General features: G+C 68.0%; 20 protein-coding genes, 2 tRNA genes and 1 riboswitch. Of the genes, 6 read left to right on the top strand and 16 right to left on the bottom strand.

What is annotated here, in order from left to right; translation table 11 throughout:
• The first annotated feature begins 28 nt into the window (after positions 1–28).
• Positions 29–2,308, top strand: a complete 2,280-nt coding sequence (locus ACSHWB_RS06450) for an RNA degradosome polyphosphate kinase (RefSeq protein WP_439661163.1) — start codon at positions 29–31, stop codon at positions 2,306–2,308.
• Entirely contained in the window at positions 2,308–3,225 is a 918-nt protein-coding gene (locus tag ACSHWB_RS06455; protein ID WP_439664534.1) for an NUDIX hydrolase, read from the top strand. The genes ACSHWB_RS06450 and ACSHWB_RS06455 overlap by 1 nt, the downstream gene beginning before the upstream one ends.
• Positions 3,226–3,681: 456 nt before the next feature.
• Here the strand turns inward: ACSHWB_RS06455 and ACSHWB_RS06460 are convergent, their stop codons facing one another.
• From ACSHWB_RS06460 to leuC, 3 genes are all read right to left on the bottom strand, one after another.
• Positions 3,682–4,338, bottom strand: coding sequence for an HU family DNA-binding protein (locus ACSHWB_RS06460; protein ID WP_439661164.1), 657 nt, complete (start codon positions 4,336–4,338; stop codon positions 3,682–3,684).
• A 186-nt stretch (positions 4,339–4,524) separates the two neighbouring features.
• Positions 4,525–5,127, bottom strand: coding sequence for a 3-isopropylmalate dehydratase small subunit (leuD, locus tag ACSHWB_RS06465; RefSeq protein WP_439661165.1), 603 nt, complete (start codon positions 5,125–5,127; stop codon positions 4,525–4,527).
• 2 nt (positions 5,128–5,129) lie between these two features.
• Positions 5,130–6,536, bottom strand: coding sequence for a 3-isopropylmalate dehydratase large subunit (gene leuC, locus ACSHWB_RS06470; protein WP_439661166.1), 1,407 nt, complete (start codon positions 6,534–6,536; stop codon positions 5,130–5,132).
• 73 nt (positions 6,537–6,609) lie between these two features.
• Here leuC and ACSHWB_RS06475 point away from each other — a divergent pair, with 73 nt between their 5' ends.
• The gene (locus ACSHWB_RS06475; RefSeq protein WP_053736944.1) at positions 6,610–7,311 is read left to right on the top strand and encodes an IclR family transcriptional regulator; all 702 of its coding nucleotides are present in this window, start codon (positions 6,610–6,612) and stop codon (positions 7,309–7,311) included.
• Positions 7,312–8,070: 759 nt separating this feature from the next.
• Here the strand turns inward: ACSHWB_RS06475 and ACSHWB_RS06480 are convergent.
• The 3 genes from ACSHWB_RS06480 to ACSHWB_RS06490 form a co-directional block, all read right to left on the bottom strand.
• A tRNA-Glu gene (locus ACSHWB_RS06480) sits at positions 8,071–8,143 on the bottom strand.
• A 157-nt stretch (positions 8,144–8,300) separates the two neighbouring features.
• Positions 8,301–8,372: transfer RNA gene (locus ACSHWB_RS06485), tRNA-Gln, on the bottom strand.
• A gap of 150 nt (positions 8,373–8,522) precedes the next feature.
• Positions 8,523–9,260 carry an HAD family hydrolase gene (locus ACSHWB_RS06490; protein ID WP_439661167.1) on the bottom strand — a complete coding sequence of 246 codons (738 nt, stop codon included), beginning with the start codon at positions 9,258–9,260 and terminating at the stop codon, positions 8,523–8,525.
• Between the two features lie 379 nt (positions 9,261–9,639).
• On the opposite strand from ACSHWB_RS06490, the gene ACSHWB_RS06495 reads away from it, so the two are divergent.
• Positions 9,640–10,896 carry an FAD-dependent oxidoreductase gene (locus tag ACSHWB_RS06495; protein ID WP_439661168.1) on the top strand — a complete coding sequence of 419 codons (1,257 nt, stop codon included), beginning with the start codon at positions 9,640–9,642 and terminating at the stop codon, positions 10,894–10,896.
• On the opposite strand, the gene ACSHWB_RS06500 is transcribed toward ACSHWB_RS06495, so the two are convergent.
• The 6 genes from ACSHWB_RS06500 to ACSHWB_RS06525 all read right to left on the bottom strand — a co-directional run bounded on the left by ACSHWB_RS06500 (position 10,886) and on the right by ACSHWB_RS06525 (position 16,931).
• Positions 10,886–11,545, bottom strand: a complete 660-nt coding sequence (locus tag ACSHWB_RS06500; RefSeq protein ID WP_439661169.1) for a LuxR C-terminal-related transcriptional regulator — start codon at positions 11,543–11,545, stop codon at positions 10,886–10,888. The two genes, ACSHWB_RS06495 and ACSHWB_RS06500, sit on opposite strands and share 11 nt — an antisense overlap.
• A gap of 67 nt (positions 11,546–11,612) precedes the next feature.
• Complete coding sequence (locus ACSHWB_RS06505; RefSeq protein ID WP_439661170.1) at positions 11,613–12,371, bottom strand: fumarylacetoacetate hydrolase family protein; 759 nt, start codon at positions 12,369–12,371, stop codon at positions 11,613–11,615.
• Between the two features lie 17 nt (positions 12,372–12,388).
• On the bottom strand, positions 12,389–13,972 hold the full coding sequence (gene cimA / locus ACSHWB_RS06510; protein ID WP_439661171.1) for a citramalate synthase: 1,584 nt from the start codon (positions 13,970–13,972) through the stop codon (positions 12,389–12,391).
• A gap of 201 nt (positions 13,973–14,173) precedes the next feature.
• Positions 14,174–15,151 carry an ABC transporter substrate-binding protein gene (locus ACSHWB_RS06515; RefSeq protein WP_439661172.1) on the bottom strand — a complete coding sequence of 326 codons (978 nt, stop codon included), beginning with the start codon at positions 15,149–15,151 and terminating at the stop codon, positions 14,174–14,176.
• On the bottom strand, positions 15,148–15,888 hold the full coding sequence (locus ACSHWB_RS06520) for an ABC transporter ATP-binding protein (RefSeq protein WP_439661173.1): 741 nt from the start codon (positions 15,886–15,888) through the stop codon (positions 15,148–15,150). Before ACSHWB_RS06520 ends, ACSHWB_RS06515 begins: the two co-directional genes overlap by 4 nt.
• Positions 15,888–16,931, bottom strand: coding sequence for a FecCD family ABC transporter permease (locus ACSHWB_RS06525; protein WP_439664535.1), 1,044 nt, complete (start codon positions 16,929–16,931; stop codon positions 15,888–15,890). The genes ACSHWB_RS06520 and ACSHWB_RS06525 overlap by 1 nt, the downstream gene beginning before the upstream one ends.
• 81 nt (positions 16,932–17,012) lie before the next feature.
• Positions 17,013–17,128: riboswitch (cobalamin riboswitch) on the bottom strand.
• A gap of 106 nt (positions 17,129–17,234) precedes the next feature.
• Here ACSHWB_RS06525 and ACSHWB_RS06530 point away from each other — a divergent pair.
• Positions 17,235–17,654, top strand: coding sequence for a YciI family protein (locus ACSHWB_RS06530; protein WP_439661174.1), 420 nt, complete (start codon positions 17,235–17,237; stop codon positions 17,652–17,654).
• A 70-nt stretch (positions 17,655–17,724) separates the two neighbouring features.
• Here ACSHWB_RS06530 and ACSHWB_RS06535 read toward each other — a convergent pair whose 3' ends face one another.
• From ACSHWB_RS06535 to serA, 3 genes are all read right to left on the bottom strand, one after another.
• A complete protein-coding gene (locus tag ACSHWB_RS06535) occupies positions 17,725–18,762 on the bottom strand; it encodes a 3-isopropylmalate dehydrogenase (RefSeq protein WP_093593785.1) in 1,038 nt (345 codons plus the stop codon).
• 281 nt (positions 18,763–19,043) lie between these two features.
• Positions 19,044–22,319 (bottom strand): S8 family serine peptidase, encoded by a 3,276-nt coding sequence (locus ACSHWB_RS06540; protein ID WP_439664536.1) that lies wholly within the window; start codon positions 22,317–22,319, stop codon positions 19,044–19,046.
• 241 nt (positions 22,320–22,560) lie between these two features.
• Positions 22,561–24,150 carry a phosphoglycerate dehydrogenase gene (serA, locus tag ACSHWB_RS06545; RefSeq protein ID WP_439661175.1) on the bottom strand — a complete coding sequence of 530 codons (1,590 nt, stop codon included), beginning with the start codon at positions 24,148–24,150 and terminating at the stop codon, positions 22,561–22,563.
• Positions 24,151–24,710: 560 nt separating this feature from the next.
• On the opposite strand from serA, the gene ACSHWB_RS06550 reads away from it, so the two are divergent.
• A complete protein-coding gene (locus ACSHWB_RS06550) occupies positions 24,711–25,277 on the top strand; it encodes an AAA family ATPase (RefSeq protein WP_439661176.1) in 567 nt (188 codons plus the stop codon).
• Here the strand turns inward: ACSHWB_RS06550 and ACSHWB_RS06555 are convergent.
• Positions 25,210–25,473, bottom strand: a complete 264-nt coding sequence (locus ACSHWB_RS06555; RefSeq protein ID WP_090051086.1) for a DUF397 domain-containing protein — start codon at positions 25,471–25,473, stop codon at positions 25,210–25,212. The two genes, ACSHWB_RS06550 and ACSHWB_RS06555, sit on opposite strands and share 68 nt — an antisense overlap.
• Between the last annotated feature and the right edge of the window lie 28 nt (positions 25,474–25,501).

The following is a 25,501-nucleotide window of genomic DNA, read 5'->3' on the forward strand; positions in this document are numbered from 1 at the left end:
GGGGCGCTTCGAGCGATAGTGCGCCACAATGCGTGACGTGAGCAAGGACGACAACGACGGTAAGGCGACCCCCTCCCGACGCCGCACCCCGCGTGCGAAAGCGGAAGCGGCGACCCCGCGCAAGCAGCCGCGCGCGGCGACCCGGCGAGTTTCGACCACCCGGGCCAAGGTCGAACGCGGCCCCACGGCTGCCGCCCCGTTGCGCGGCGTGCCTTCCGCACCGCCCGCGGTGACGTCCAGCGCGATACCGACCGACCTGCCGGACGACCGGTACTTCAACCGTGAACTGTCCTGGTTGGACTTCAACGCCCGCGTGCTCGCACTGGCCGAGGACTCCTCGCAGCCGTTGCTGGAGCGCGCGAAGTTCCTCGCGATCTTCGCCTCGAACCTGGACGAGTTCTACATGGTCCGGGTCGCTGGGCTGAAGCGGCGCGCGGAGACCGGTCTCTCGGTGCGCAGCGCGGACGGGCTCACGCCGCAGGAACAGCTCGTGTCGATCTCCAAGCGCTCACAGGAACTCGTGGAGCAGCACGCCCGCGCGTTCCTCGACCACATCCGGCCCGGTCTGGAAGAGCACCGGATCAGCATCGTGACGTGGGGCGACCTCACGGACTACGACCGGCTGAGGCTCTCCAACTACTTCAGCGAGCAGGTGTTCCCGGTGCTGACGCCGCTCGCGGTCGACCCGGCGCACCCGTTCCCCTACATCTCGGGACTGTCGCTGAACCTCGCGGTGACCGTGCGCGATCCCGAGGGCGGCGGTGAGCGGTTCGCCCGCGTGAAGGTGCCGGACAACGTGCCGCGCCTCGTGCGGGTGGAAGGGGACCGGTCGTCTTCTTCCGCGACCTTCCTGCCGCTGGAGGAACTCATCGCCGCGCACCTGGGCGAGCTGTTCACCGGCATGGAGGTCATCGAGTGCCACGCGTTCCGCGTGACGCGCAACGCGGACCTCGAGGTCGAGGAGGACCGCGACGAGGACCTGTTGCAGGCGCTGGAACGCGAGCTCGCGCGGCGCCGGTTCGGTCCGCCGGTGCGCCTGGAGGTCGCCGACGACATGACCGAGCACATGCTCGAACTGTTGTTGCGGGAGATGGAGGTCGACCCGCACGACGTCGTGACCGTGCCCGGCCTGCTCGACCTGTCGTGCCTGTGGCAGCTCTACGGCATCGACCGCAAGACGTTGAAGGACCCGGCGTTCGTGCCGGCGACGCACCCGGCGTTCGGGGAACGTGAGACTCCGAAGAGCGTTTTCGCGACGCTGCGCGAGGGCGACGTCCTCGTGCACCACCCGTACGACTCGTTCTCCACGTCCGTGCAGCGCTTCATCGAGCAGGCCGCGGCCGACCCGCACGTGCTCGCCATCAAGCAGACGCTGTACCGCACCTCGGGCGACTCGCCCATCGTGGACGCGCTGATCGACGCGGCCGAGGCGGGCAAGCAGGTCGTGGCGCTGGTCGAGCTGAAGGCGCGCTTCGACGAGCAGGCGAACATCAAGTGGGCGCGGGCGCTGGAGAAGGCGGGCGTGCACGTCGTCTACGGCCTGGTAGGCCTCAAGACGCACTGCAAGACGTCGTTGGTCGTGCGCCAGGAAGGCTCGACGATCCGCCGCTACTGCCACATCGGCACCGGCAACTACAACCCGAAGACCGCGCGGCTGTACGAGGACGTCGGCATCCTGACCGCCGAGCCGACGATCGGCGCGGACCTCACCGACCTCTTCAACGTGCTGACCGGCTACGCGCGCCAGGACGAGTACCGCTCGCTGCTCGTCGCGCCCTACGGCGTCCGCAAGGGAATCGTCGACCGGATCAACATGGAGATCGAGCGCGCGCAGGCCGGTGAGCCCTCAGGCGTGCGCATCAAGGTGAACTCGCTCGTGGACGAGCAGGTCATCGACGCGCTGTACCGGGCGTCCCAGGCCGGCGTGCCCGTCGACGTGGTCGTGCGCGGCATCTGCGGCCTGAAGCCGGGCATCAAGGGACTGTCGGAGAACATCCGGGTGCGGTCGATCCTGGGCCGGTTCCTGGAGCACTCGCGCGTCTTCCACTTCGTCGCCTGCGACGAGTACTGGATCGGCAGCGCGGACATGATGCACCGCAACCTGGACCGCCGCGTCGAGGTCGCGCTGCGCGTGGCCGACCCGCGCCTGACCAAGCAGCTGGGCGACATGTTCGAGTCCGCGCTCGACGCGCACACGCGCTGCTGGGTCCTGCGTTCTGACGGAGAATGGGAGGCCTCGCCTTCGGACGGCTCGTCCGTGCGGGACCACCAGATGGAACTTCTGCACAGGCACGGAGCTCTTGGGTGATCAAAGCTGCTGGGGCGGTGCTCTGGCGCGACGCGGACGGAAACGTCGAAGTCGCGGTCGTGCACCGTCAGCGTTATGACGACTGGTCCCTGCCGAAAGGCAAACTCGACCACGGGGAGACGATTCCCGCCTGCGCGGTCCGGGAGATCGAGGAGGAGACGGGCTTCTCCTGCGTCCTCGGCCGCCATCTGCGCCAGGTGTCCTATTCGGTGAAGGGCGTGCCGAAGACCGTCGACTACTACGCCGCGCAGGCCGTTTCGGGTTCGTTCGTTCCGAATGAAGAGGTCGATTCGCTGCGCTGGCTGCCGATCGCCGAGGCGTCGGAGTTGCTGACCTACGGACCGGACCGGGACGTGCTGGCGGAATTCGCACGCCTGCCGGCGGACCTGTTGCTCGTGGTGCTGGTGCGGCACGCGAAGGCCGGCAAGCGCTCCGAGTGGAATGGCGACGACGACCTCCGCCCGCTTTCCGACGCGGGCTGGCGCCAGGCAGCGGCACTGCGGACGTTGTTGCCCCTGTGGGCACCGGTGCGCGTCCACACGGCGCCCAGAGTGCGTTGTGCGGACACCGTGCGGGCCGTGGCCGAGGACCTGGACGTGGAGATGGTCGAGGAGGTGCGCCTGTCCGAGGAGGGCTACTGGCCCGATCCGGACGCCGGTCTCGTGCGTCTGCTGGAGGTCGCCGCCCTCGAAGGCAGGGCCGTCGTCTCCTCGCAGGGCGGTGTCATCCCGGCCGTCGTGCAGTCGCTGGCCGAGATGGGCGGGCTGCGCCTCGACGAGATCCCCTGCAAGAAGGGCAGCACGTGGGTGCTGGCCTTCACCAGGCCGTTCGGCACGTGGTCCACTTCGGACTCGCCTTCGAGCTGGCCGACCCTGGTCTCGGCGCACTACCTGGCCTCGGCGCTGCCACGCCCGTAAGGCCGTTTGCAGACGTTTTCAACCGCCGTCCTCCTGCTCCGACAAAGTTCGCCTGTGGCAACCAAGTCGGGTGGGAAGGCGGCGGTTTCGCTTGTGCCGGGGGCCTTCCCAGGCGTGCCGGCGTTATTTGTATTGGCGGGCACGGCGTTTCCCGAGCCCTCTGGATGAGGTACGCACAGAGGGCGGCCGGCGTTCGACGACACCTCGGAATTACGGTTCCCGCATTCCCTGCGGGACACCGGTTTTCGACCGGGAAAGGCGCCCGCCGAACGTGCCCCGATCGGAATTCCAGCAGGTCAGAGGCTTTCCCTGTGCCCCAACGACCTTCCGGGGGCCCGCACTGCTTCCCCTGGCGCGCCAGGAGGTTCCCCAGGCACGCGGAAGGCCCCGGTGTGCGCACACCGGGGCCTTCCGCGTGGTTCCTGAAGTGACGCAGCCTCCCTCAGGAGGCCCGTCTCACTTCTTCTTGGCAGCCGTCTTGCGAGCAGCCGGCTTCGCAGCCGCGGTCTTCGCAGCGGGCTTGGCCGCAGCCGTCGTCTTGGCGGCAGCGGGCTTGCGGGCCGCAGGGGCCTTCGCAGCAGCAGCCGGCTTGGCAGCGGCCTTGGTGGCGGTCGCCTTCGCAGGCGCCTTGGTGGCAGCAGCAGGCTTCGCTGCGGCCGTCGTGGTGCGACGGGTCGCGGGCGCCTTGGTGGCGGCCGCGGCCGTGCGGGTGCGCGTCGTGGTCGTCGCGCGGGTCGTCGCGGCCTTGGTCGCCGGAGCCTTGGTGGCCGCGGGCTTCGCGGCAACGGCGGCGGCGGGCTTCGCGGCAGCCTTGGCGGCAACGGCCTTCGGCAGCTTCTTCGCACCGCTGATGACGTCCTTGAACGTCGAGCCGGGGCGGAACGCGGGCACGTTGGTCTTCTTGACCTTCACGGTCTCGCCCGTACGCGGGTTGCGCGCGGTGCGAGCCGCACGGGCGCGCTTCTCGAAGACGCCGAAGCCCGTGATGTTGACCTTCTCGCCCTTGTTGACGCTGCGGACGATCACGTCCACGAGGCCGTCAACAGCAGCGCCGGCGGTCTTCTTGTCTCCAAGGCGCTCGGCGAGCGCCTCGATGAGCTGGGCCTTATTCACCGTCAGTCCCTCCCAGGACGCTCACGGCCCTAAGAGACGGGCCGACTAGAACGCAACGGTAGGCCCAAAACGCGAGAAATACCAATCGCCACGCCAGATTTTTCGTTGTGGCGTGGCTAATTGCGCCCCTTCGAGGGACAGGAGGCGCCGGATTCGCCCCTCTGGAGGGGAGAATCCGGCCCCCTCTCAGACCGCCGGAAGCGGATCCGTTGTGGGCAGCCAAGTCTGGCGATTGCCCTCGAATGCGCTGATCTCGGGCTCGTGGCGCAGCGTCAAAGCGATGTCGTCGAGCCCTTCGAGAAGGCGCCAGCGGGTGTAGTCGTCGATCTCGAACGGGGCAACCAAGTCCTTGGCGCGAACGGTCTTGTCGGTGAGGTCCACCGTGACCGCCGTGCCGGGTTCCGACTCCAGCAACTTCCACAGGAGCTCGACATCGGACTGGCTGCACTGCGCCGCCACGAGACCCTGCTTGCCGGAGTTACCCCGGAAGATGTCCGCGAACCGGGACGAGATGACGACGCGGAACCCGTAGTCCATCAACGCCCAGACGGCGTGTTCCCGAGAGGACCCGGTGCCGAAGTCAGGGCCCGCAACGAGGACGCTGCCCGCCTTGAAGGGCTCCTGGTTGAGGATGAAGTGCTCGTCGGAACGCCAGGCGGCGAAGAGCCCGTCCTCGAACCCGGTGCGGGTCACGCGCTTGAGGTAGACGGCCGGGATGATCTGGTCGGTGTCCACGTTGGACCTGCGCAGCGGCACACCGACGCCCGTGTGGGTGGTGAAGGCATCCATGGTCAGTTCTCCAGGTCTGCGGGGGCCGACAGGGTGCCGCGCACGGCCGTGGCGGCGGCGACGAGCGGGGAGACGAGGTGCGTCCTGCCGCCCTTGCCCTGCCTTCCCTCGAAGTTGCGGTTCGAGGTCGACGCGCTGCGCTCACCCGGCGCGAGCTGATCCGGGTTCATGCCAAGGCACATCGAGCAGCCGGCCTGCCGCCACTCGGCGCCCGCGTCGAGGAAGACCTTGTCCAGGCCCTCGTCCTCCGCCTGCTTGCGCACCCGCATCGAACCGGGGACGACCAGCATCCGTACTCCTGAAGCGACGTGCTTCCCCTTGATGACGTCCGCCGCCGCGCGCAGGTCCTCGATGCGCCCGTTGGTGCAGGAGCCGAGGAACACCGTGTCCACGCGGATGTCGCGCAGCGGCGTGCCGGCCTCGAGGCCCATGTACGTCAGCGCCTTCTCGGCGGCCACGCGCTCGTTCTCGTCCGCGATCTTCTCGGGGTCCGGGATGTTCGCGCTCAGCGGCAGACCCTGGCCCGGGTTCGTGCCCCACGTGACGAACGGGGTGAGCTCCGCCGCGTCGATGTTCACCTCGGCGTCGAACGTCGCGTCGTCGTCGGTGCGCAGCGTCTTCCAGTATTCGACCGCAGCGTCCCAGTCCGCGCCGGACGGTGCGTGCGGGCGGCCGAAGATGTAGTCGAAAGTCGTGGCGTCCGGTGCGATCATGCCGGCGCGCGCGCCCGCCTCGATCGACATGTTGCAGACCGTCATGCGCGCTTCCATCGACAGCGCCTCGATGGCGTCGCCGCGGTACTCGAGCACATAACCCTGTCCGCCACCGGTTCCGATCTTCGCGATGACGGCGAGGATGATGTCCTTCGCCGTGACGCCTTCGCCGAGCGGCCCGTTGACGTTGATGGCCATCGTCTTGAACGGACGCAACGGCAACGTCTGCGTCGCCATCACATGCTCGACCTCGGACGTGCCGATGCCGAACGCCAGCGCACCGAAGGCACCGTGGGTGCTCGTGTGACTGTCGCCGCACACCACCGTCATGCCCGGCTGCGTGAGACCGAGCTGCGGGCCGACCACGTGGACGATGCCCTGCTCGAAGTCCCCCATCGGGTGCAGCCGCACCCCGAACTCCGCGCAGTTGCGCCGGAGTGTCTCAACCTGCGTGCGCGACACCAGATCCGCGATCGGCTTGTCGATGTCGACGGTCGGAACGTTGTGATCCTCGGTGGCGATCGTGAGATCGGCCCTGCGCAGCTTGCGGTTAGCGAGGCGCAGGCCGTCGAACGCCTGGGGGCTGGTGACTTCGTGCAGCAGATGGAGGTCGATGTAAAGCAGGTCCGGCTCCGCACCACTTCCGTGGCGCACAACGTGTGCCTCCCACACCTTCTCCGCGAGCGTGCGGCTCATCGCGACATCTCCCACATTATGGACGCGCCGACAGATCTGGACTTCTCACTGTCTGGGAAGTTAGTATCGGCTTGTGGGACAGCATAGCGGGATCGGCGTGCTGGACAAGGCAGTGGCCGTGTTGAACGCCGTAGCAAAAGATCCTTGTGGCCTGGCCGAGTTGTGCAACCGCACAGGCCTCCCGCGAGCGACCGCACACCGCCTGGCCGTAGGCCTCGAGGTACACCGGTTGCTGCGCCGGGGCTCCGACGGCCGCTGGCGTCCAGGCGCGGCTCTGGCCGAACTGGCGGGCGGCGCGACAGACCCGTTGCTGGACGCGGCTTCCTCAGTACTGCCACGCCTGCGCGACATCACAGGCGAAAGCGTGCAGCTCTACCGCCGCGACGGCATGCAACGAGTCTGCGTCTCCTCGGCCGAACCCCCGTCGGGCCTGCGCGACACGGTCCCCATCGGCGCCAGGCTCCCCATGACAGCGGGCTCAGGCGCCAAGGTCCTGGCCGCATGGTCAGACCCAGGCACCCAACGAGCCGTTCTAGCCGACGCCGTCTACGGCGAACGCACCCTCCTCGAAGTCCGCCGCCGAGGCTGGGCCCAGAGCGTCGCAGAACGAGAACCAGGCGTGGCCTCAGTCTCAGCCCCGGTAAGGGACTCCTCCGGCGCCGTGGTGGCCGCGGTCTCGGTCTCAGGCCCGATTGACCGAATGGGCCGCCGCCCCGGCGCCCGCTGGGCAGCAGACCTACTGGCGGCAGCCGAAGCGCTGCAAAGCCGCCTCTAAAGCACCAACCGTCCCCAAACGGCCGCCCTCCACCCGGAGGGCGGCCGTTTGCTTTTCCCCTCCGACACGCCGCCCCAACAAGCCCGACACGCACCTTCCGTCTCAACAGGTGACCGACGAGCCCACAGAGGAAGTGGGCGCGAAAGACACCGATGAGACACCGAACACGGGCACCACAGGAGCGAGACGCCAAGTGTGAGGGCCAACACGACGGCATCGCGGATGGACGGGTTACGAGTGGGCGGGCGGCTGAGCGGGACGGGGGCAGGGATACGGCGGGGGCGCGCCGGCGAGACAGGGCGTGGGCAGGCAAGGCGGGTGGGACAGAACTGGGATGGGATGGGCAGAACAGCGATGAGTGGATGTGGATGAGCGGTTACGGATGGCCGAGCGGCGATGAGAGAGGCGACAGGAAACACAGGCCTCACGCACCGCGGACCACAAAGGCGCCAAGGAACGGCCACACCAGGATGAAAGGCAGGACACCCCAGGCAACGATGGCCGCGGAACGCAGGCCCCCAACAATCACATTCATCAGGTGACCACCATCACCCACAACAATTGGCGAGCGAAGCGAAGCCAAGCCCCACACCCACCGGCGAGCGAAGCGAAGCGCAAACCGCGCCCGATGGGATAACACCCGCGCCAGGGGTCCGGGGGCGGAGCCCGCCGGCTGGGGGTCTGGGGGCTCGGCCCCCAGAGGACACATGCGAAAGAGGCCTGTCTGCGCACTCCGCAGACAGGCCTCTGACACCTCTGTAGCCCCGAAGGGATTCGAACCCTCGCTACCGCCTTGAGAGGGCGGCGTCCTAGGCCGCTAGACGACGGGGCCCTAGAACTTCTTGCTGGAGTGAACCGTATCAGATTATTCTGTCCGGTTCAAATCCGGCTATTCAGTTCTTTTACTGCTGGTCTTGCCTGACTCTTACTGAGATCTTGCATTCTCAGCGGCTCCGAAAGCTTACCCGAGGGCAGTTCTTCCACAGCAGCTGGGGTACCAGGACTCGAACCTAGACTAACTGAACCAGAATCAGTCGTGCTGCCAATTACACCATACCCCATTGGCTTTGACGATCGACTTCGTTGTCCCGCAGGAGTTCCGAGGTCCTCGTTGCTGCCGTGAGAAATACTAGACCACGTCCCCACCAGAAGTGAAATCGGCCCCCACCTGAACGCATATGCGCAGGTGAGGGCCGGTCTCGGAGGGCTTCTCAGGCGCTGGCGGTGGAGAGCTCGCACACGAGGAGCTCCGGCAGTTCCGCGAGGGTCGTGATGGACGACAGGCCCGCGGGCAGTGTGCCGCCGGTCGGGCCGATGCGGTTGATCCAGACCCCGTGCATTCCGGCGTCGCGGGCGCCGATGGCGTCGGCGTGCAGGCGGTCTCCCACGTGGACGGTGTCGCCGGGAGGTACGCCCAGGGCGAGGCACGCGGTGTGGAAGATCACGCGGTCCGGCTTGGCGCAGCCGACCTCGCCGGCGATCAGGACCGTGTCGAAGTACTCGGAGAGGCCGAGCTGCGCGATCTTCACGCGCTGGTGGCGGCCCGACGCGTTGCTGATCGCGGCGATCGGGAGGCCTGTCGCGCGCAGCCAGTCGAGCATCGGGATCGCGTCCGGGAACAGGCACCAGCCCGCGGAGAGGACCTCCTGGCGGCCCAGTTCGCGGCGGGTCGCTTCCCCCAGGGTGAGCTCCTCGCCGAGTGCGGCGAAGAAGGCCTGCGTGCGGATGTTGCGCATCTGCTCGTACTGGAGCTCGCCGGCGAGCTGGCGGGAGACGTGGTCGTCGGTGATTCGCTGCCACAACGACCAGGCGTCGGCGTTACCGACCATCGATGCCAGCGCGGCTCGCGAAGAAGTGCTGTAGTCGACAAGTGTGTCGTCGACGTCCAGGCACACAGCGCGGATCTCGCCGGTTCTCTTACGCGTGAAAGTCGGGGACGCAGTTGTCACCCCGGAAGGTTAGGTGCGCGGGGGCCTCGTCCGATTCGGCTAACGAGGTGATTCCTATAGGTCCTTGCACGATCAAGGGGAACTTGAGGACCCGAACGAACCAGTTCGACTCCTCCGACCGCCAAATGCAATCACCCGGTCGAGTGTTATTCGGCGGTGCAACGATCTTTGCCCGAACGGGCCGTTCCGCGAGCGCGACACCTTAGACCGCGCAACGGGATTTCGCACCAGCCGCAACCTTTTCGAGGCCTGGCCCGCCAGACCGTCCACACTGGACGGATCCGAACGAGAGCCACGCCACTCGGAACCTGGCTTGACGCACATCGCGATCACGAGCATGCTGGATTTATTCAACACAGGTTGAAAAGAGGGGATCGACATGGAGAGGACAACCTGTCTCGTCGTCGGCGGCGGGCCTGCCGGGATGGTGCTGGGGCTGCTCCTGGCACGCGGCGGCGTCGAGGTCACGGTGCTGGAGAAGCACGGCGACTTCCTGCGCGACTTCCGCGGCGACACGGTGCACGCGTCCACGCTCACGCTGCTGGACGAACTGGGGCTCGGTCCGGCGTTCGAGCAGGTGCCGCACCAGCTGGTGGACAAGATCGAGTCGCTGCTCGACGGCGGCCGCAAGGCGACGATCGCCGACCTCAACAGGCTTCCCGGCGCCCACAAGCACATCGCGATGGTGCCGCAGTGGGACTTCCTGGACCTGCTCGCGGACGCGGGCAAGCTCGAGCCGTCGTTCACGCTGCGGATGAACACCGAGGTCACCGGGATCACCAAGAGCGGCAACAAGGTCACCGGTGTGAAGTACCGGGACCGCGTCGACGGGCACGAGGGCGAGATCGCCGCGGACCTCGTCGTCGCCGCGGACGGCCGGAGCTCGATCCTGCGCGCGGCCGTGGAGCTGCCCGTCTACAGCTTCGGTGTGCCGATGGACGTGTGGTGGTTCCGCTTGCCCCGCAAGGAGAGCGACCCGGTCCTGGGCGGCGCCGGCCGGTTCAGCGCCGGCAGCGGTCTCGTTCTCATTCCACGCGGGGAGTACTTCCAGTGCGCCTTCTTGATCCGCAAGGGGACGGACCGGCAGGTGCGCGCCGAGGGTGTCGAGAAGTTCCGGGACCGCGTGAGCACGCTCGTGCCGTGGCTCGCGGACCGCGTGGACCACGTCGAGAGCATCGACGACGTGAAGCTGCTCGACGTGAAGCTGGACCGGTTGCGGCACTGGCACGTCGACGGGCTGCTGTGCATCGGTGACGCGGCGCACGCGATGTCGCCCGTCGGCGGCGTGGGTATCAACCTCGCCGTGCAGGACGCGGTGGCCACGGCCACGCTGCTCGCGAAGCCGTTGCGGGAAGGACGGGTCACCGGCGCGGCGCTCGCGAAGGTGCGCAGGCGCAGGCTGTTCCCGACGCTGGTGATCCAGACCATGCAGCGGGTCGTCCACCGGCTGTTCCTCGGCCGCAAGCTCAACAGCACGGCGACGGTCTCGAGCACGGGCACGCCGTTCATGCTCAAGGTCGCGCAGAGGCTGCCGTTCCTGCAGGCGGTGCCGGCCTACATGGTCGCGATCGGCCCGCGTCCCGAGCACGCGCCGGACTTCGCGCGCAGGGCACCGCAGACCATCGCTAGGTCGTGACGAACGCCTCGGAGCTCTCGCCGAGCACCATCGCCACGGCGTGGGCGCGGTCACGGGCGCCCAGCTTGCGCAGGATCGCCTTCACGTGGGTCTTCACGGTGTCGTTGCTGATGAAGAGCCGCTGGGCGATCCGGGCGTTGTCCATCCCCTTCGCCATCTCGGCCAGCACGTCGAACTCACGCGCCGACAGCTGGCCGAGCGACGCGGGCGGTGGCATCCGCGCTGGTAAGCGGGCCAGCGAACCCACCCGCGCGTCGATCGTGGCCGGAGCACCCCGCACCGCGGCCGCGATCAACGGCAGCAGCTCGGCCACGGGCGAGGTCTTGAGCAGGTAGGCCACCGCCCCGGCGTCCAGCGCCGCGCGGGCCCAGCTCGGACTGTCCGCATTGGACAGGACGACGACGCGGGCGCTCGGCCGGTACTGCGCCGTGTCCCGCACGGTCCGCAGCGGTCCGGCGCCCGGCACGTCGAAGTCCGTGACGACGAGGTCCACCAGAGTGCCGCGCAGGCTGCGCGCAGCCTCGGCCACGGTGTGGGCGATGCCCACAACGCGGAAGCAATGCGTGCGATGCAGCGAAAGCCGCAGCCCTTCGGTGATGAGCTGCGATCCGTCGACCAGCAGAACACGGGTGGACGCCAGGTCCGTCATGACACCGGGAAGTTACTCGTGGGTACCCGGATGCGTAACCTGCCGGACGTCGGATTGCTCCGTACGGCTACCTATTTGCGACCGGATTGGTGAGCGTGCCGAGGCCGTCCACAGTCACGGAGACCGTCTGTCCGGCCCTCATCGGCCCGACACCGGCCGGCGTACCGGTCAGGATCAGGTCGCCCGGCAGCAGCGTCATGATGCCGGAGACGTATTCGATGAGAGACGGAATGTCGTGCACCATCAACGAAGTACGGCCGTCCTGTTTGACTTCCCCGTCGACCTCGGTGACCACGCGGACGTCGGACGGGTCGAACTCGGTCTCGATGAACGGACCCAACGGGCAGAACGTGTCAAAACCCTTGGCGCGCGTGAACTGCACGTCCTTCTTCTGCAGGTCGCGCGCAGTGACGTCGTTGGCGATGGTGTAACCCATGATCACACCGGCGGCCTTGGCCTTCGGCACGTCGCGGCACGGCTGGCCGATGATGACGGCGAGCTCGCCCTCGAAGTCGACGCGCTCGGACACGGCGGGGAGCTTGATCTCCACGTTCGGGCCGACCACCGACGTGTTGGGCTTGAAGAACAGCAACGGCTCCGCGGGGACCTCGTTGCCGAGCTCCTTGGCGTGGTCCGCGTAGTTCCGGCCCACACCAATGATCTTTGTCGGCAGGATGGGGGCGAGCAGCCTCACATCGGCCAACGGCCACTTGCGGCCGGTGAACGTGGGCGTGCCGAAGGGGTGTTCGGCGATTTCCGCGGCTTCGTCGCCTTGGACGGCGACGAAGGCCACGCCAGCAGGATGAGCAATTCGGGCGATGCGCACAAACCCAGTTTACGAGGTCATCCACTTCTCATGGACTTGTGCACTAGCGCGTCACAGAGCGCCAGCCAGGAAGCCTCGACGATGTTCCCGTGCACCCCTACGGTCGTCCACTCACGTTCGCCGTCGGTGGACTGCACCAGGACGCGCGTCACAGCATCCGTACCGGGATGCTCCGTCAGGATGCGCACCTTGTAGTCGGCCAGCTCCACTGTGTCCAACCAGGACAGGTGCGGCAGCAACGCCTTCCGCAAGGCCGCGTCCAGGGCGTGCACAGGACCGATGCCCTCGGCGGTCGCGATGACCCGCTCCCCCGCCACGTGCACCTTGACCGTGGCCTCGGACACGATCTCGCCGTCCGACCGGTGATCCAGCACGACCCGGTAGGACTCCAGCGTGAACGGAGGAGTGTCCAGTTCGGACAGCTCGGTGCGCAGCAGGATCTCCATCGAGGCGTCGGCGGCCTCGAACGACCAGCCCTTCGCCTCCAGTTCCTTGACGCGCTTCAACGCGCTGCCGACCTCGGTCCCCCGGCCGGCCAGGTCGAGCCCGAACTCACGTCCCTTGAGTTCGATGCTCGCCCGACCGGCCATCTCGGTGACCAGCACCCGCATGTCGTTGCCGACGGTGTCCGGATCGATGTGGTTGTACAGCTCCGGATCCACCTTGATCGCGCTCGCGTGCAGACCCGCCTTGTGAGCGAATGCTGACGACCCGACATAAGCCTGGTGGGTGTCGGGTGCGATGTTCGCGATCTCGGCCAACGCATGGGAGACACGGGTGAGCTCGGCCAGCGCTCCGATCGGGAGCACCTCCATGCCGAGCTTGGTCACGAGGTTTCCCACGACGGCGAACAGGTCCGCATTGCCTGCTCGCTCGCCATAACCGTTGGCGGTGCACTGAACGTGCGTCGCGCCCGCCTGAACGGCCGCGAGTGTGTTCGCCACCGCGCAGGACGTGTCGTCCTGACAGTGGATTCCTACTCGGAAACCCGTCTTCTCGACGATCTCCGAGACGGTCTCGGCGAGTCCCAGCGGCAGCTGCCCGCCGTTGGTGTCGCACAGCACGACAACGTCCGCGCCACCCTCCACAGCGGACTCCAGCACGCGCAACGACGTGTCCGGCGAGAACGCGTACCCGTCGAAGAAGTGCTCGGCGTCGAGGAAGACGCGCCTTCCGTGGTCCTTCAGGAACCGGACGGTGTCGCGCACCATCTTCAGGTTCTCGCCGGCGTCCGTGCGCAGCGCGCGTTCGATGTGCCTGAGGTCCGACTTGGCCACCAGCGTCACCACCGGCGCCTGGCTGTCGATCAGTGCCCTGACCTGCGGGTCGTCCTCGACCTTGACGCCGGCCTTGCGCGTAGCCCCGAACGCGACCAGCTTGGCGTGCTTGAGTTCCAGGTCCCCTGCCGCCGCACGGGCGAAGAACTCCGTGTCCTTGGGCAGAGCGCCGGGCCAGCCGCCCTCGATGAACCCGACGCCGAGCCCGTCCAGCAGCCGCGCGACCGCGAGCTTGTCCGTGACGGAGTACGAAATGCCCTCACGTTGTGCGCCATCGCGCAGCGTCGTGTCGTAGACGTGGAACTCGTCGGTCGGGCCGGCCATCGGGGTCATCTCCTCATCCGGGCAAACAAAAAGACCCCCCGCGGATGCGAGAGGTCTGCGCGTCGGGTGCCAGGGGCGGCAATTACCCGACGCGCTCGTCGATAATGATGGCGGTGTGCTGAGCCATGACCGGGATGCTGCCACAGCTCAGCACGGCGTACCAAGCGACGGGAGGAAATCTCCCACTATCTGGTCATGGGTTCACGCCTGTGACAGGAACTTCGCGAAGGCCTCGATGGACGCCGCGTTGCGCGGTGACTCGACCAGCGCCGCGTACGGCAGCGAGAAGAACCGCTTGTTCTTGACCGCGGGCGAGTTGGCCAGCGGGGCGAAGCCCTCCAGGAATGCCTGCTTCTGCTCCGGCGTGTTCGCCTCGCCGTCCGCGTAGTCCACGATCAGCACGACCTCCGGGTCGCGCTGCACGACGGTCTCCCAGTTGACCGTGGTCCAGCTGTCGTTCAGATCCCCGAAGACGTTGTCGCCGCCGGCCTTCGAGATGACGTCCTGCGGCGCCGCGTTCCTGCCGGACGTGAACGGCTGGTCCTGCCCGCTGTCGTAGAGGAACACCTTCGGCCGCGGCTTGCCCTCCATCAGCTTCCCGGCACGGGCGATCTGCTCCTGGTAGCCCTTCACGAGCTCCTCGGCCTTGGCCTCGACACGGAAGATCTTCCCGAGGTTACGTAGGTCCGTGTACAGCGCGTCCAGCGCGGGCATGATGCCGCGCTGCTTGCCCACCCCGTTCCGGCACGCCTCGGTCAGCTGGTAGGTCCCGATCCCCAGCGCCTTCAACGCGTCCGGCGTGAACCCGGTGCTCTCGCTGAAGCCGTAGTTCCACCCGGCGAAGACCAGATCCGCGTTCGCGCCCTGCACGACCTCCTTGGAGACCTTGTCGGACAGGTGCTTCACGCTCTCGAAGTCGGCCTTCCACGGCGAGGTGCGCACGTCCACGGTGTCGACCCCGGACACCACGTACCCCGCCATCCGGTCCTTCAGCCCCAGCGCGAACATCAGCTCGGTGATGCCGGTGTCGTTGGTGACCACTTTGGACGGGATCCGGTCGAACGTGACCTGCTGGCCGCAGTTCGTGACGGTCACCGGGTCGGACGCGGAGGGGTCCTGGGCGACCGTGGCGCCGCAGCCCGAGACGAGCAGCACAGCGGCGAGGACGACGGTTCTCAAGGGGTGACCTCCTGGTCGAACAGGAGCTGGGGAACTCCCGTGGTCGGGTGGCGCACGACGTGTGCGGTGACGTGGAAAACCTTGGCGATCAGTTCAGGTACGAGAACCTCGTCCGGTGTGCCGGAGGCCACGATCCGGCCTTCGTCCAGGACGTACAGGCGGTCGCAGTAGGACGCCGCGAGGTTCAGGTCGTGCAGGACGGTCAGCACCGTGACGCCCAAACTCCGTGCGAGCCCCAGGACCTCGAGCTGGTGGCGGATGTCGAGGTGGTTCGTCGGCTCGTCCAGCACGAGCACGCGCGGTTCCTGGGCGATGGCCCGCGCGATGAGCACGCGCTGGCGTTCGCCGCCGGAGAGGCTGAGGAAGCTGCGGGACGCGAGATGCTCGACGTCCACTGTGGCCAGTGCCTCGGCCACCACCCTGGAGTCGCGGGCCGGATCGCGGTCGTGCGGGAGCCTGCCCATCTCCACGACCTCGGCGACCGTGAAGTCGAACTCGACCTGCGACTCCTGGGTCAGCGCGGCGAGGTGTCGGGCGACGCCGTGTCGCTTGTGGACGTTCTCACCGTCGAGCAGGACCGTGCCCGCGTCCGGCTTCAACGCCCGGTACACGCAGCGCAGCGTCGTCGACTTGCCACTGCCGTTCGGACCGACGATGCCGACGACCTCGGCAGAGGCGTGCAGGGTGATGTCGGAGATGATGTTCCGGACGGTGACGCCGGTGAGCTCCACGCGCATCAGCGGCCTCCGAAGACGTAGGACCTGCGGCGCATCAGGAAGATGAAGCACGGCACGCCGAGCGCGGCCGTGATGACGCCGAGCGGCAGTTCCTCCGGCGCCGCGAGCATCCGCGCGGCCACGTCGACCCAGACCAGGAACGACGCCCCGGCAAGGGGGGCGAGCGCCAGCACCTTGCGGTGGTCCGCGCCGACCACCATGCGCGTCAGGTGCGGCAGCATCAGCCCGACGAACCCGACCGCCCCGCTGACCGCCACCAGCACACCGGTCATGGCCGCGGTGACGATGAACAGATACGTGCGGAACCGGTTGACCTCGATGCCGAGCGTGGTCGCGGTCTCGTCACCCATCGCCAACGCGTTGAGCTGCCGCGCCTTGGTCGCCAGGTAGACGATGCCGGCCGCGGTCACCACGGCGGCGACCGGCAGCGACTGCCAGTTCGCCCCGCCGAGGCTGCCGAGCAACCAGAACATCGCCGCCCGCGCCGCCTCACCGCGCGGCGCCTGGAACACCAGCAGCATCGCCACGGCGGAGAACCCGTACGCGAGCGCCGTCCCGGTCAGCACCAGTCGCAACGGTGTGAGCCCTCGGCTCGTGCGTGCGGTGATGTAGACCAGGGCGGTGGCGCCGAGTCCGGTCAGGAACGCGCCCACCGACAACGCGTAGACGCCGAGCCCGGAGAGCACTCCGAGCGTCGCCACTGCCGTCGCGCCCACGCTCGCGCCCGACGAGATGCCGAGCACGTACGGGTCGGCCAGTGCGTTGCGGACCATCGCCTGAATGGCGACGCCCACCGCGCTCAGACCAGCGCCGACGACCGCGGCCAGCAACACGCGAGGAAGCCGGATGTCCCAGACGATGTGGTACTGCCCGGCGAGATCGGCGGGGACCGTGCCTCCGGTGATCGCCTCCCAGAGCAGCTCGGCGGTGACGCCGAACGGAACGGAGACGGGGCCGAGCGCGACGCCCGCGACGATGCTGACGGCGAGCACGCAGACGAGCGCGCTGATCTTGGAGAGCACTGGGTCCTTCCCGCATTCCACGGCGGAGTCGGAGGCTGTGTTTTTCACGCGTAACCGGTACAGGCAGGGCGTTTGACCCGAGGGAAACGCCGGGGCGCCTGCACTGGCTTCGCATCGCGCGCGGGTACTCGGGCTCGCCCCTGGTGGGGCCTACCGTTGCGGGTCAGCGCCGGACTTCGACCGGTCTTCCCCCACGCACGACTGAGGCGACCCTACCTGCGGAAACAGAAAGTTCGAAAATTTTCGGGTGTGATGTCGATCCGGCCCGCGGCCCGTTCGACCTGTGGACGTCACCGAGGAAGACACCGAGCGAGGAGATCCACCGTGAAGTACATCCTGATCATGCGCGCCACCGACGAGGCCTACGCGAACATGGGCGACTTCGACTTCGACAAGATGCTGGAGACGGTCGGCGCGTTCAACGAGGAACTGATCCGCGCCGGTGTGCTGCTGGCCGCCGAGGGTCTCTCCGAGCCGACCGAGGGCGTCGTCGTCGACTACTCCTCCGAGCCGCCGGTGATCACGGACGGCCCCTACGGCGAGACCAAGGAGCTGTTCAACGGCTTCTACCTGCTCAACGTCTCGTCGAAGGAGGAGGCGATCGAGTGGGCCAAGCGCATGCCGATGGCCGGCCCGGGGTTCAAGACCGAGATCCGGCGCGTGCCGACGATCGACGAGTTCCCGCAGGACAACGAGTGGATCCAGAAGGAGCGCGCGTGGCGTGAGGCCAACGGCCAGCTCTGAAACGCACGCGGGGACCTTTCGTACTGACATGCAGTACGAAAGGTCCCCGCGTGCGTCTAGCGGATGAACCTCAGCCAGTGCGAACGTTCGACGACACGAGTGCCGCGAGACGATCGCCGATGGCGTAGGTGGCCCCAGGCGACTGGTGGTCCCTGGTAGCGAGATCAAAGGCCACGGAGGCCTCGATCCTGCGTGCCGACTCGTGCTCGCCGAGGTGGTCGAGCAGCAGCGCGACCGACAGCACGGCGGCCGTCGGGTCCGCGATGCCCTGGCCCGCGATGTCCGGTGCCGAACCGTGGACCGGCTCGAACATCGACGGGTTGCGACGGGTCACGTCCATGTTCCCCGACGCGGCCAGGCCGATACCACCCGTGACGGCGGCGGCGAGGTCGGTCAGGATGTCGCCGAACAGGTTGTCGGTGACGATCACGTCGTAGCGGCCCGGGTCGGTGACCATGTGAATGGTCGCCGCGTCCACGTGCTGGTAGGCAACGGTGACGTCCGGGTGCTGCAGCGAGACCTCCTCCACGACGCGCGACCACAACGAGCCGGCGTGCGTGAGGACGTTCGTCTTGTGCACCAAGGTCAGGTGCCGGCGCTGGCGGTTCGCGGCACGCGCGAAGGCGTCCCGGACCACGCGCTCGACGCCGAACGAGGTGTTCAGCGAGACCTCGGTGGCGATCTCGTGCGGCGTGTCCTTGCGGAGCAGGCCGCCGTTGCCCGCGTACGGGCCCTCGGTGCCCTCGCGCACCACCACCATGTCGATCTCCGGCGGGTCCGCGAGCGGGCTGCGGACACCGGGGTAGAGACGAGCCGGGCGGAGGTTCACGTGGTGGTCGAGTTCGAAGCGCAGCCGCAGAAGAAGGCCCCGCTCCAGAATTCCGCTCGGCACCGACGGATCGCCGACAGCGCCGAGCAGGATCGCGTCGTGCTGGCGAAGCTCACCCAGCACCGACTCGGGCAACAACTCTCCCGTGGCGTGCCAGCGCGCCGCGCCGAGGTCGTAGCGAGTGATCTCGGCCGCCGGAACGACCTCACCGAGGACCTTCAGGGCCTCAGCGATGACCTCGGGCCCGATCCCGTCTCCTGGGATCACTGCGAGCCGCATCCACACACCTCCCAGGTGTCAGTCCCCAATTGGTGGGACTACTTTCCTTCGCGAAAGGCTACCGGCATCCAGGCCGCCCGCCGCATGCCGGACACCCCATCGGGGTGTTATCTCCCGTACTGCGGGACACCCACACGGCCCATATCACGCTTTCGAGTGTCACTCGACCGCAGGAACGGGGTCGCGTCAAGGGGTGACGCCCCCGCTTACCAAACGCACGCGGGGACCTTTCGTACTGACATGCAGTACGAAAGGTCCCCGCGTGCGGCTAGGGGAGCGGTCTAGTAGGCGCTGCCCCGGCCACCCGACCTCACCAGGACGACCGACGCGCGGTCGCCGTTGGCGTTGTGGTGGTTGAGGACCAGCAGGCCGTCGGACTTGTCGGCCTTCAGCGAGGCCTCGTTCTTGTTGACGACGAGCGCGGTGCCCGGCTTCGCGAGGTACGAGAGCGCCGCGTCGCCGCCGCCCTGCGCCCACAGACCCGGCTTGAGCGGGTCGAAGGACAGGTTGCGGTCGATCACGTCGATCAGCTTGTTCGCGTTGCCCGGCGCCGGGTAGTAGCCGCCGGTGCCCACGACGTACGAGAGGCGCGCCGTGTCCTTCGTCGCGTCGATGCCCAATGCGCTCAGCAGCACCGGCAGGACGACGACGTTGGTGTCCTGGACGTTCGCGTCGACGTCGCCGAACAGGCCGTTCACGCCCTGGATGTCGACGGTCTCGCCCGTCTTCAGGTCCACGGTGGACGCGACCAGCAGGTCGGTGTCGGTCAGGCGGGTCGCGAACACCTCGAAGTCCGCGGTGCCGTCACCGTTGGTGTCGATGTCGACGAACGGGATGGTGTTCTTGCCCAGGTTGTACCAGTTGCCCCAGGTCGCGACACCGAACGCGAGCAGCGCCTCCTCGGGCTTGCCCTGCGCCTTGGCCAGCGGGGCCGTGGAGGCCGCGCCGACGTAGCGGAGGTCGCCGCCCTTGGCGGTCTCGTTGAGCGCGCAGTTCTCGGTGACGTTGCGCTTGCAGTCGCGCAGCTTCGGCGACTGGGCCTGCAGCTCGAGAACGCTGATCAGCGAGCGGTAGGCCTGCGAGCCGGTGCCCTGGTCGATGCCCTTGCCGGACACGTTCAGGACGGCCTGCTTGCTGTTGCCGGAGAACTTGAGGCTGGACGCGGTCTTGATGTCCGCGACCGGCTTCGGCGCCGAGTAGACCGACAGGCGCAGCGGCACGGTGGCGCCGGCGGTCGGCGTGAAGGTCACGCGACCGGAGGCGTCCGCGAGGAACTGCCGCGGCACGTCGAGCTGGTTCGGCTCGACCGTCGAGTCGACCGTCTTGCGCAGGGCCTTCGGGTCGGTGATCTTCAGGGTGACCTTGACCTTCGCGACACCGCGCGGGCTCAGCTTCACCTTGTCCTGCGAGAGCACGTAGCTCACGCCGGGGATCGTCGTGGCCGCGGTGTAGCCGACCTTGTACTCCACGGACTTCGTGGACTTGTTGACCAGCTTGATGGTCTTGGACTTCTCGACCGGCTTCGAGACCTCGACGACGCCGAAGTTCGCGCTGACGTAACCGTTGTCCTCCTCGACGTAGGCGAGGACCTGGTTGTCGATCGCGGACTTGCCGTCCACGCGGCCGGTGCCGACCCGGTTGGGGGCGAAGGTCTTGCCGTCCTCCTTCACGTCCGCACCGGACGTGTTCATGATCGCGGCCTTGACCTCTTCCAGCGTCCAGTCCGGGTGCGCCTGGCGGACCAGGGCGGCGATGCCGGCGACGTGCGGGGACGCCATCGACGTACCCGAGATCACCAGGCGGTCGTTGCCGGAACCGACGGCGGTCGACGAGATCGTGTCACCGGGGGCCGCGACGTCCGGCTTGATGGACTGGCCGCGGGTGCCACGGCTGGTGAACGCGCTCGGGGTGTCCGAAATGGACTGGTCGTACGTCGGCGTCGAGGTGCGCAGGTCACCCGCGAGGCGGACGACCAGCGTGCCCGCGTTCAGCGCCGGGCGGATCGCCGCGGTGGCGGAGCCGGTGAACTGGAACATCGGGATGCCCGCGTTGCCGGCGATGCCCGCCGCGAAGTTCTCCAAAGTGGACGAAAGGAGCACGCCCTGGCCGCCTGCGGCCTGCACGTTGTTCGCGCGGACGGCGGAACCACAGCGGCGCGTGGCGTCGTTGTCGTCCCACTCCAGCCACACGAACTTGCCGGCGACGTTGTCCGTGATCGCGAGACAGCCGTCGGCGTTGCCCGCCTGGGTCAGCTTCACGACCGGCAGTTCCTTGTTGTAGCCCAGGTAACCGGCGAAGCTCTGGCTGTACTGACCGGGCTTGAGGCCCTGGCCCTTCACCTCGGCGCCGTCGCGCAGCACGAACGAGTCGCGCACGGACGCGACGGTCAGCGCCTCTGGCGTGTTGCCCGGCGAGCCGCCGATGTCGTAGAGGTCGCCGCCGTTGCCCGCGGAGAAGACCGGCATGACGCCGACCTTGTACAGCTTCTTCACGAAGAGGCTGTCGGGGTCGTCCGGGGCGCCGTAGTCGGAGCCGAGCGACAGGTTGACCACGTCGAGGTGGTCGGAGAAGTCGCCGTCGCCGTCAGGGTCGAGCGACCAGTCGAGGGCCTGCGAGGTGACGTTGGTCGAGCCCTCGCAGCCGAAGACCTTCAGCGCGAAGATCTGGGCCTTCGGCGCGGTGCCGGGGCCGATCTTCATCTCGTTGAGCTTCGCGGCGTCGAGCTTGGTGTAGTCGCCCTTGAACGTGCTGCCGTCGGCGTTCTCACCGAAACCGGCCGTGGTGCCCGCTACGTGCGAGCCGTGGCCGTTGCAGTCGATCGGGTTCGGGTCCGGCTTCGGCGTGTTGATCGCCGGGTCGGTGCTCTCCCCGTCGTAGTCCTCGCCGACGAAGTCGTACCCGCCGACGACCTTCGCGGTCGGGAAGTTCGGGTCCTTCGCGCGCGGGTCGACGGCGCGGAACGCGTCGACCGTGCCGGGGCCGCCGAAGTTCGCGTGCGTGTAGTCGACACCGGTGTCGATGATGCCGACGCGGATGTCGTCGCCGAGCTTGCCGTACTGCTGCCAGACGTTGAGCGTCCTGGTGAGCTGGACGGCGTTCGAGTTCTGGCGCTTCTTCGCCACGACCGGGTAGACAGCGAGGACGTCGGCGCGCTGCGCGAGCTCGCGGACCTTCTGCGCGTCGGCCTTCACGACGACGCCGGGGACGCCGTTGGAGGTGCGGTAGAGCTCCTTGGTGGCGGTGTCCTTCGCCTTGAGCTCACCGACGACCTGGTCGACCGCGGCCGACGTGTCGTTCTTTGCCTGCTTGGCGGCCTGCTTCGCGACCTCTTTGCCCTGGCTCTTCTTCTCGTCGAACGCGTCGACGGCGGGCTTGCGGTCCAGCGCGACGAACGCGGTCACCGCACCCGCGGCGTTCAGCCTGGGAGAAACCTTGAGGGCCAACGCTTTCGCGTCCAACCCGTGCGCACCTTTGACCGGCTGCGCGAGCGGTTCGCTCTGCGCCTGTGCCGTGGCAGGTGCGATCAGCAAACTGGTGATGGCAGAGAACACCACCAGACTTGATCGTCTCTTCACAACGTTGCCCCAACCGAGGTGTGTGCCTTCGACCCGAAGAAACAGTGCCGTGCCCTCTACGGCACCGGGTCAACCTCGTGGGGACGCTAATCGCTGATCGTGTCTCTGCGACTGCCCCGAAAGTATGAATATGGTCTACGGATAGTTGCCTGTTACGACTTCGTTGTGAACGACGATGAACACGGGAAGGGGACTTTGCCGTCCCCTTCCCGGTTTGTCGTGACTATCCGAAGTCGACAGAGCGAACGGTGCGCGCACCGACGGAGGCACCGATCGGGTCGAGCACCTGCGTGTCGACCGGGCGGTCGACGCGCAGCACCATCACCGCGTCGTTGCCGGTCTGGCTGATCTGCGCGGCCTCGATGTTCACGCCGGCCTCGCCGAGCAGCGTGCCGACCGTGCCCATGACGCCCGGACGGTCCGGGTACTCCAGCAGCAGCACGGTGCCTTCGGCCCTCAGGTCGAAGTTGCGGCCGTTGATGTTCACCAGCTTCTCGACCTGCGCGATGCCGCTGACCGTGCCGGAGACGCTGAACGTGCTGCCGTCCGCGTGCACGGCCTTGACCGTGACGAGGCTGCGGTGGTTCGGGCTCTCGGTCTCCTTGACGAGCTCGACGCTCACACCCAGGTCCGCGGCGAGGCTCGGCGCGTTCACGAACGTCACCTGCGACTCGACGACCTTGGAGAACACCCCGCGCAGCGCGGCGAGCGGCAGGATCGCGACGTCCTCAGTGGACAGTTCGCCGCGGACCTCGACGGTGACGCTGGTCGGGGCCTTGGGCGACAGTGCACTGAGGACGGTGCCGAGCTTCTGCACCAGCGGCAGGTACGGGCGGACCTCCTCGCCGACAGCACCGCCCTGGACGTTGACGGCGTCCGGCACGAACTCGCCGGCGAGCGCGAGGATGACGCTCTTCGCGACGTCGGTGCCCGCGCGGTCCTGCGCCTCGGCCGTGGACGCGCCGAGGTGCGGGGTGACGACGATGCCCGGCACGTTGAACAGCGGGCTCTCGGTCGTGGGCTCGGTGGAGAAGACGTCGATGCCGGCGCCGCCGACCTGGCCTTCCTTGACGGCCTCGGCGAGCGCCTCCTCGTCGATGAGGCCACCGCGGGCCGCGTTGACGATGATGACGCCGCGCTTGGACTTCGCCAGCTGCTCGGCGCCGATGAGGCCCTTGGTCTCCGGCGTCTTCGGCAGGTGGATGCTGATCGCGTCGGCGCGCTCCAGCAGCTCCTCCAGCGTGACGAGCTCGATACCGAGCTGGGCGGCGCGCGCGGCGGACACGTACGGGTCGTAGGCGATGAGCTCGACACCGAACGCGGCGATGCGCTGCGCGAACAGCTGGCCGATCTTGCCGAGGCCGACCACGCCGACCGTCTTGCCGTTGAGCTCGACGCCGTTGAACTTGGAGCGCTTCCACTCGTGGTTCTGCAGCGTCTCGTGCGCGGCCGGGATCTGGCGCGCGACGCTCAGCAGCAGCGCGACGGCGTGCTCGGCGGCGCTGACGATGTTGGACGTCGGTGCGTTGACGACCATCACGCCGTTCTGCGTGGCGGCCGGCACCTCGACGTTGTCGAGGCCCACACCCGCGCGCGCCACGACCTTGAGCTTGCGCGTGGCCGCGAAGACCTCGGCGTTCACCTGGGTGGCGGACCGGACGAGCAGGGCGTCGGCGTCCGCGACGGCTTCGAGGAGTGCCGGGCGGTCGGTGCCGTCTACGTGGCGCACTTCGACGCCGTCACCGAGAGCGTCCAGCACGGACGGCGCGAGCTTCTCGGCGATGAGGACAACAGGTCGGCTCGTGTTGCTCACGGACATCGCTCCCAGGAAGGGTCGGATCGTGGGGCGCGGGCGTGGTCGGGGGCGGCTGGCCCGCGCCGACCGGAGCACCGCAATGTGTCCGGACTGTTAACGAGCATAGACAGGGGCCTTGCGCGCTGATTCCGCCGGGTGGCTCAGGTCACCGCCCGCGTCTTGCAGTATGGGACAGGGTCGGGCTGGACGTGCCGTTCACCCGTCAGAGTGGCGCCCAGGGGTTGGGACGCGGTGGAGCGTTGACTGCGGGGCGCGTTGCCAGTTGGTCCGGTGGCGTACCAGTGGTGGCGTTCAGCGGGTGACGGGTTTGCGTGGCTCGGTCGCCTTTGTGCGGGTGGTCCGTCAGGCAGAGACGGAACTACCTGGGTGCGTGGTGGGCGGCCCGTGGTGGAGGGTGCTGGTTGACCCGTAGAGCCTCGCCTCGCCTCGGCGACTGCCACCGACACCGCACCCGCAGCCGCCGAACCCGTGGCGACCACCCTCTGGCCACTCCGCCCACCTCGCCACCGCGTCCAATTCGGTCGCTCACCGCACCAGGCCCGTGCGACCCTCCGCCGATGCCACTGGTGTGGGTGACCGGCGTGTCCGGGTCGGGCAAGTCGACGGTCTGTGCCCTGCTCAGAACACGCGGGCAGCAGGCGATCGACGCGGACTGGGAGGGCTACAACCACTGGGTGGACCGGGCGAGCGGTGAGGTCGTCGTCGACCCGCCGGACCCCGTGCCCGCCGGGTGGCTCGACCGGTACGGCTGGCAGATCAGCCGGGAGCGGGTCGTGGCGCTCACCGCCGAGGCTCTGGACCGGGACGTGTTCCTGTTCGGCGGTGTCGAGAACGAGGAGGAGGTCCGCGACCTCTTCGACGCGGTCGTGTGCCTGGTGATCGACGACGAGACGCTTCGCGAGAGGCTGGCGGGCCGTACGACCAACTCGTTCGGGAAGCATCCCGAGGAGCTGGCGGCCTCGCTGTGGCACAACGCCCGGATCGAGGCCCGTTACCGGGGGCTCGGTGCGGTGATCGTCGACGGGACGTCGCCGCTGGAGGAGGTGGCCGGCGCGGTCACCAGGGCTCGTCGAACTCCCCGTCCTTCGCACCCAGCACGAACGCGTCCCACTCCGCCATCGTGAAGGTGAGGACGGGCTCCAGCTGCTTGGAGTTGCGCATGGCGACGTACGTGGCGCCGTCGGTGTGCTCGATGAAGGCGATCTCGACGTGGCCGTCTTCCGGCTCCGGCTCCGGCGGCCGCTTCCACTGCGCGTTGCGGAGGTCCAGCTTGCCGCGCACGTGGGCCTTGTCGTCGTAGATCGGCGCACTCTCGGTCATGCGGAAAACGCTAGCGGAAAGGCCCGCG

This window comes from Lentzea sp. HUAS TT2 (assembly GCF_051853195.1).
Classification (GTDB): Bacteria; Actinomycetota; Actinomycetes; order Mycobacteriales; family Pseudonocardiaceae; genus Lentzea.

Excerpts from the sequence above, each read along its gene's own strand:
- ACSHWB_RS06450 (WP_439661163.1), top strand. The coding sequence starts at position 29 with ATGCGTGACGTGAGCAAGGACGACAACGACGGTAAGGCGACCCCCTCC.
- leuD (WP_439661165.1), bottom strand. The coding sequence starts at position 5,127 with ATGGATGCCTTCACCACCCACACGGGCGTCGGTGTGCCGCTGCGCAGG.
- leuC (WP_439661166.1), bottom strand. The coding sequence starts at position 6,536 with ATGAGCCGCACGCTCGCGGAGAAGGTGTGGGAGGCACACGTTGTGCGC.
- ACSHWB_RS06495 (WP_439661168.1), top strand. The coding sequence starts at position 9,640 with ATGGAGAGGACAACCTGTCTCGTCGTCGGCGGCGGGCCTGCCGGGATG.
- ACSHWB_RS06500 (WP_439661169.1), bottom strand. The coding sequence starts at position 11,545 with ATGACGGACCTGGCGTCCACCCGTGTTCTGCTGGTCGACGGATCGCAG.
- cimA (WP_439661171.1), bottom strand. The coding sequence starts at position 13,972 with ATGGCCGGCCCGACCGACGAGTTCCACGTCTACGACACGACGCTGCGC.
- ACSHWB_RS06520 (WP_439661173.1), bottom strand. The coding sequence starts at position 15,888 with ATGCGCGTGGAGCTCACCGGCGTCACCGTCCGGAACATCATCTCCGAC.
- ACSHWB_RS06535 (WP_093593785.1), bottom strand. The coding sequence starts at position 18,762 with ATGCGGCTCGCAGTGATCCCAGGAGACGGGATCGGGCCCGAGGTCATC.
- ACSHWB_RS06550 (WP_439661176.1), top strand. The coding sequence starts at position 24,711 with ATGCCACTGGTGTGGGTGACCGGCGTGTCCGGGTCGGGCAAGTCGACG.
- ACSHWB_RS06555 (WP_090051086.1), bottom strand. The coding sequence starts at position 25,473 with ATGACCGAGAGTGCGCCGATCTACGACGACAAGGCCCACGTGCGCGGC.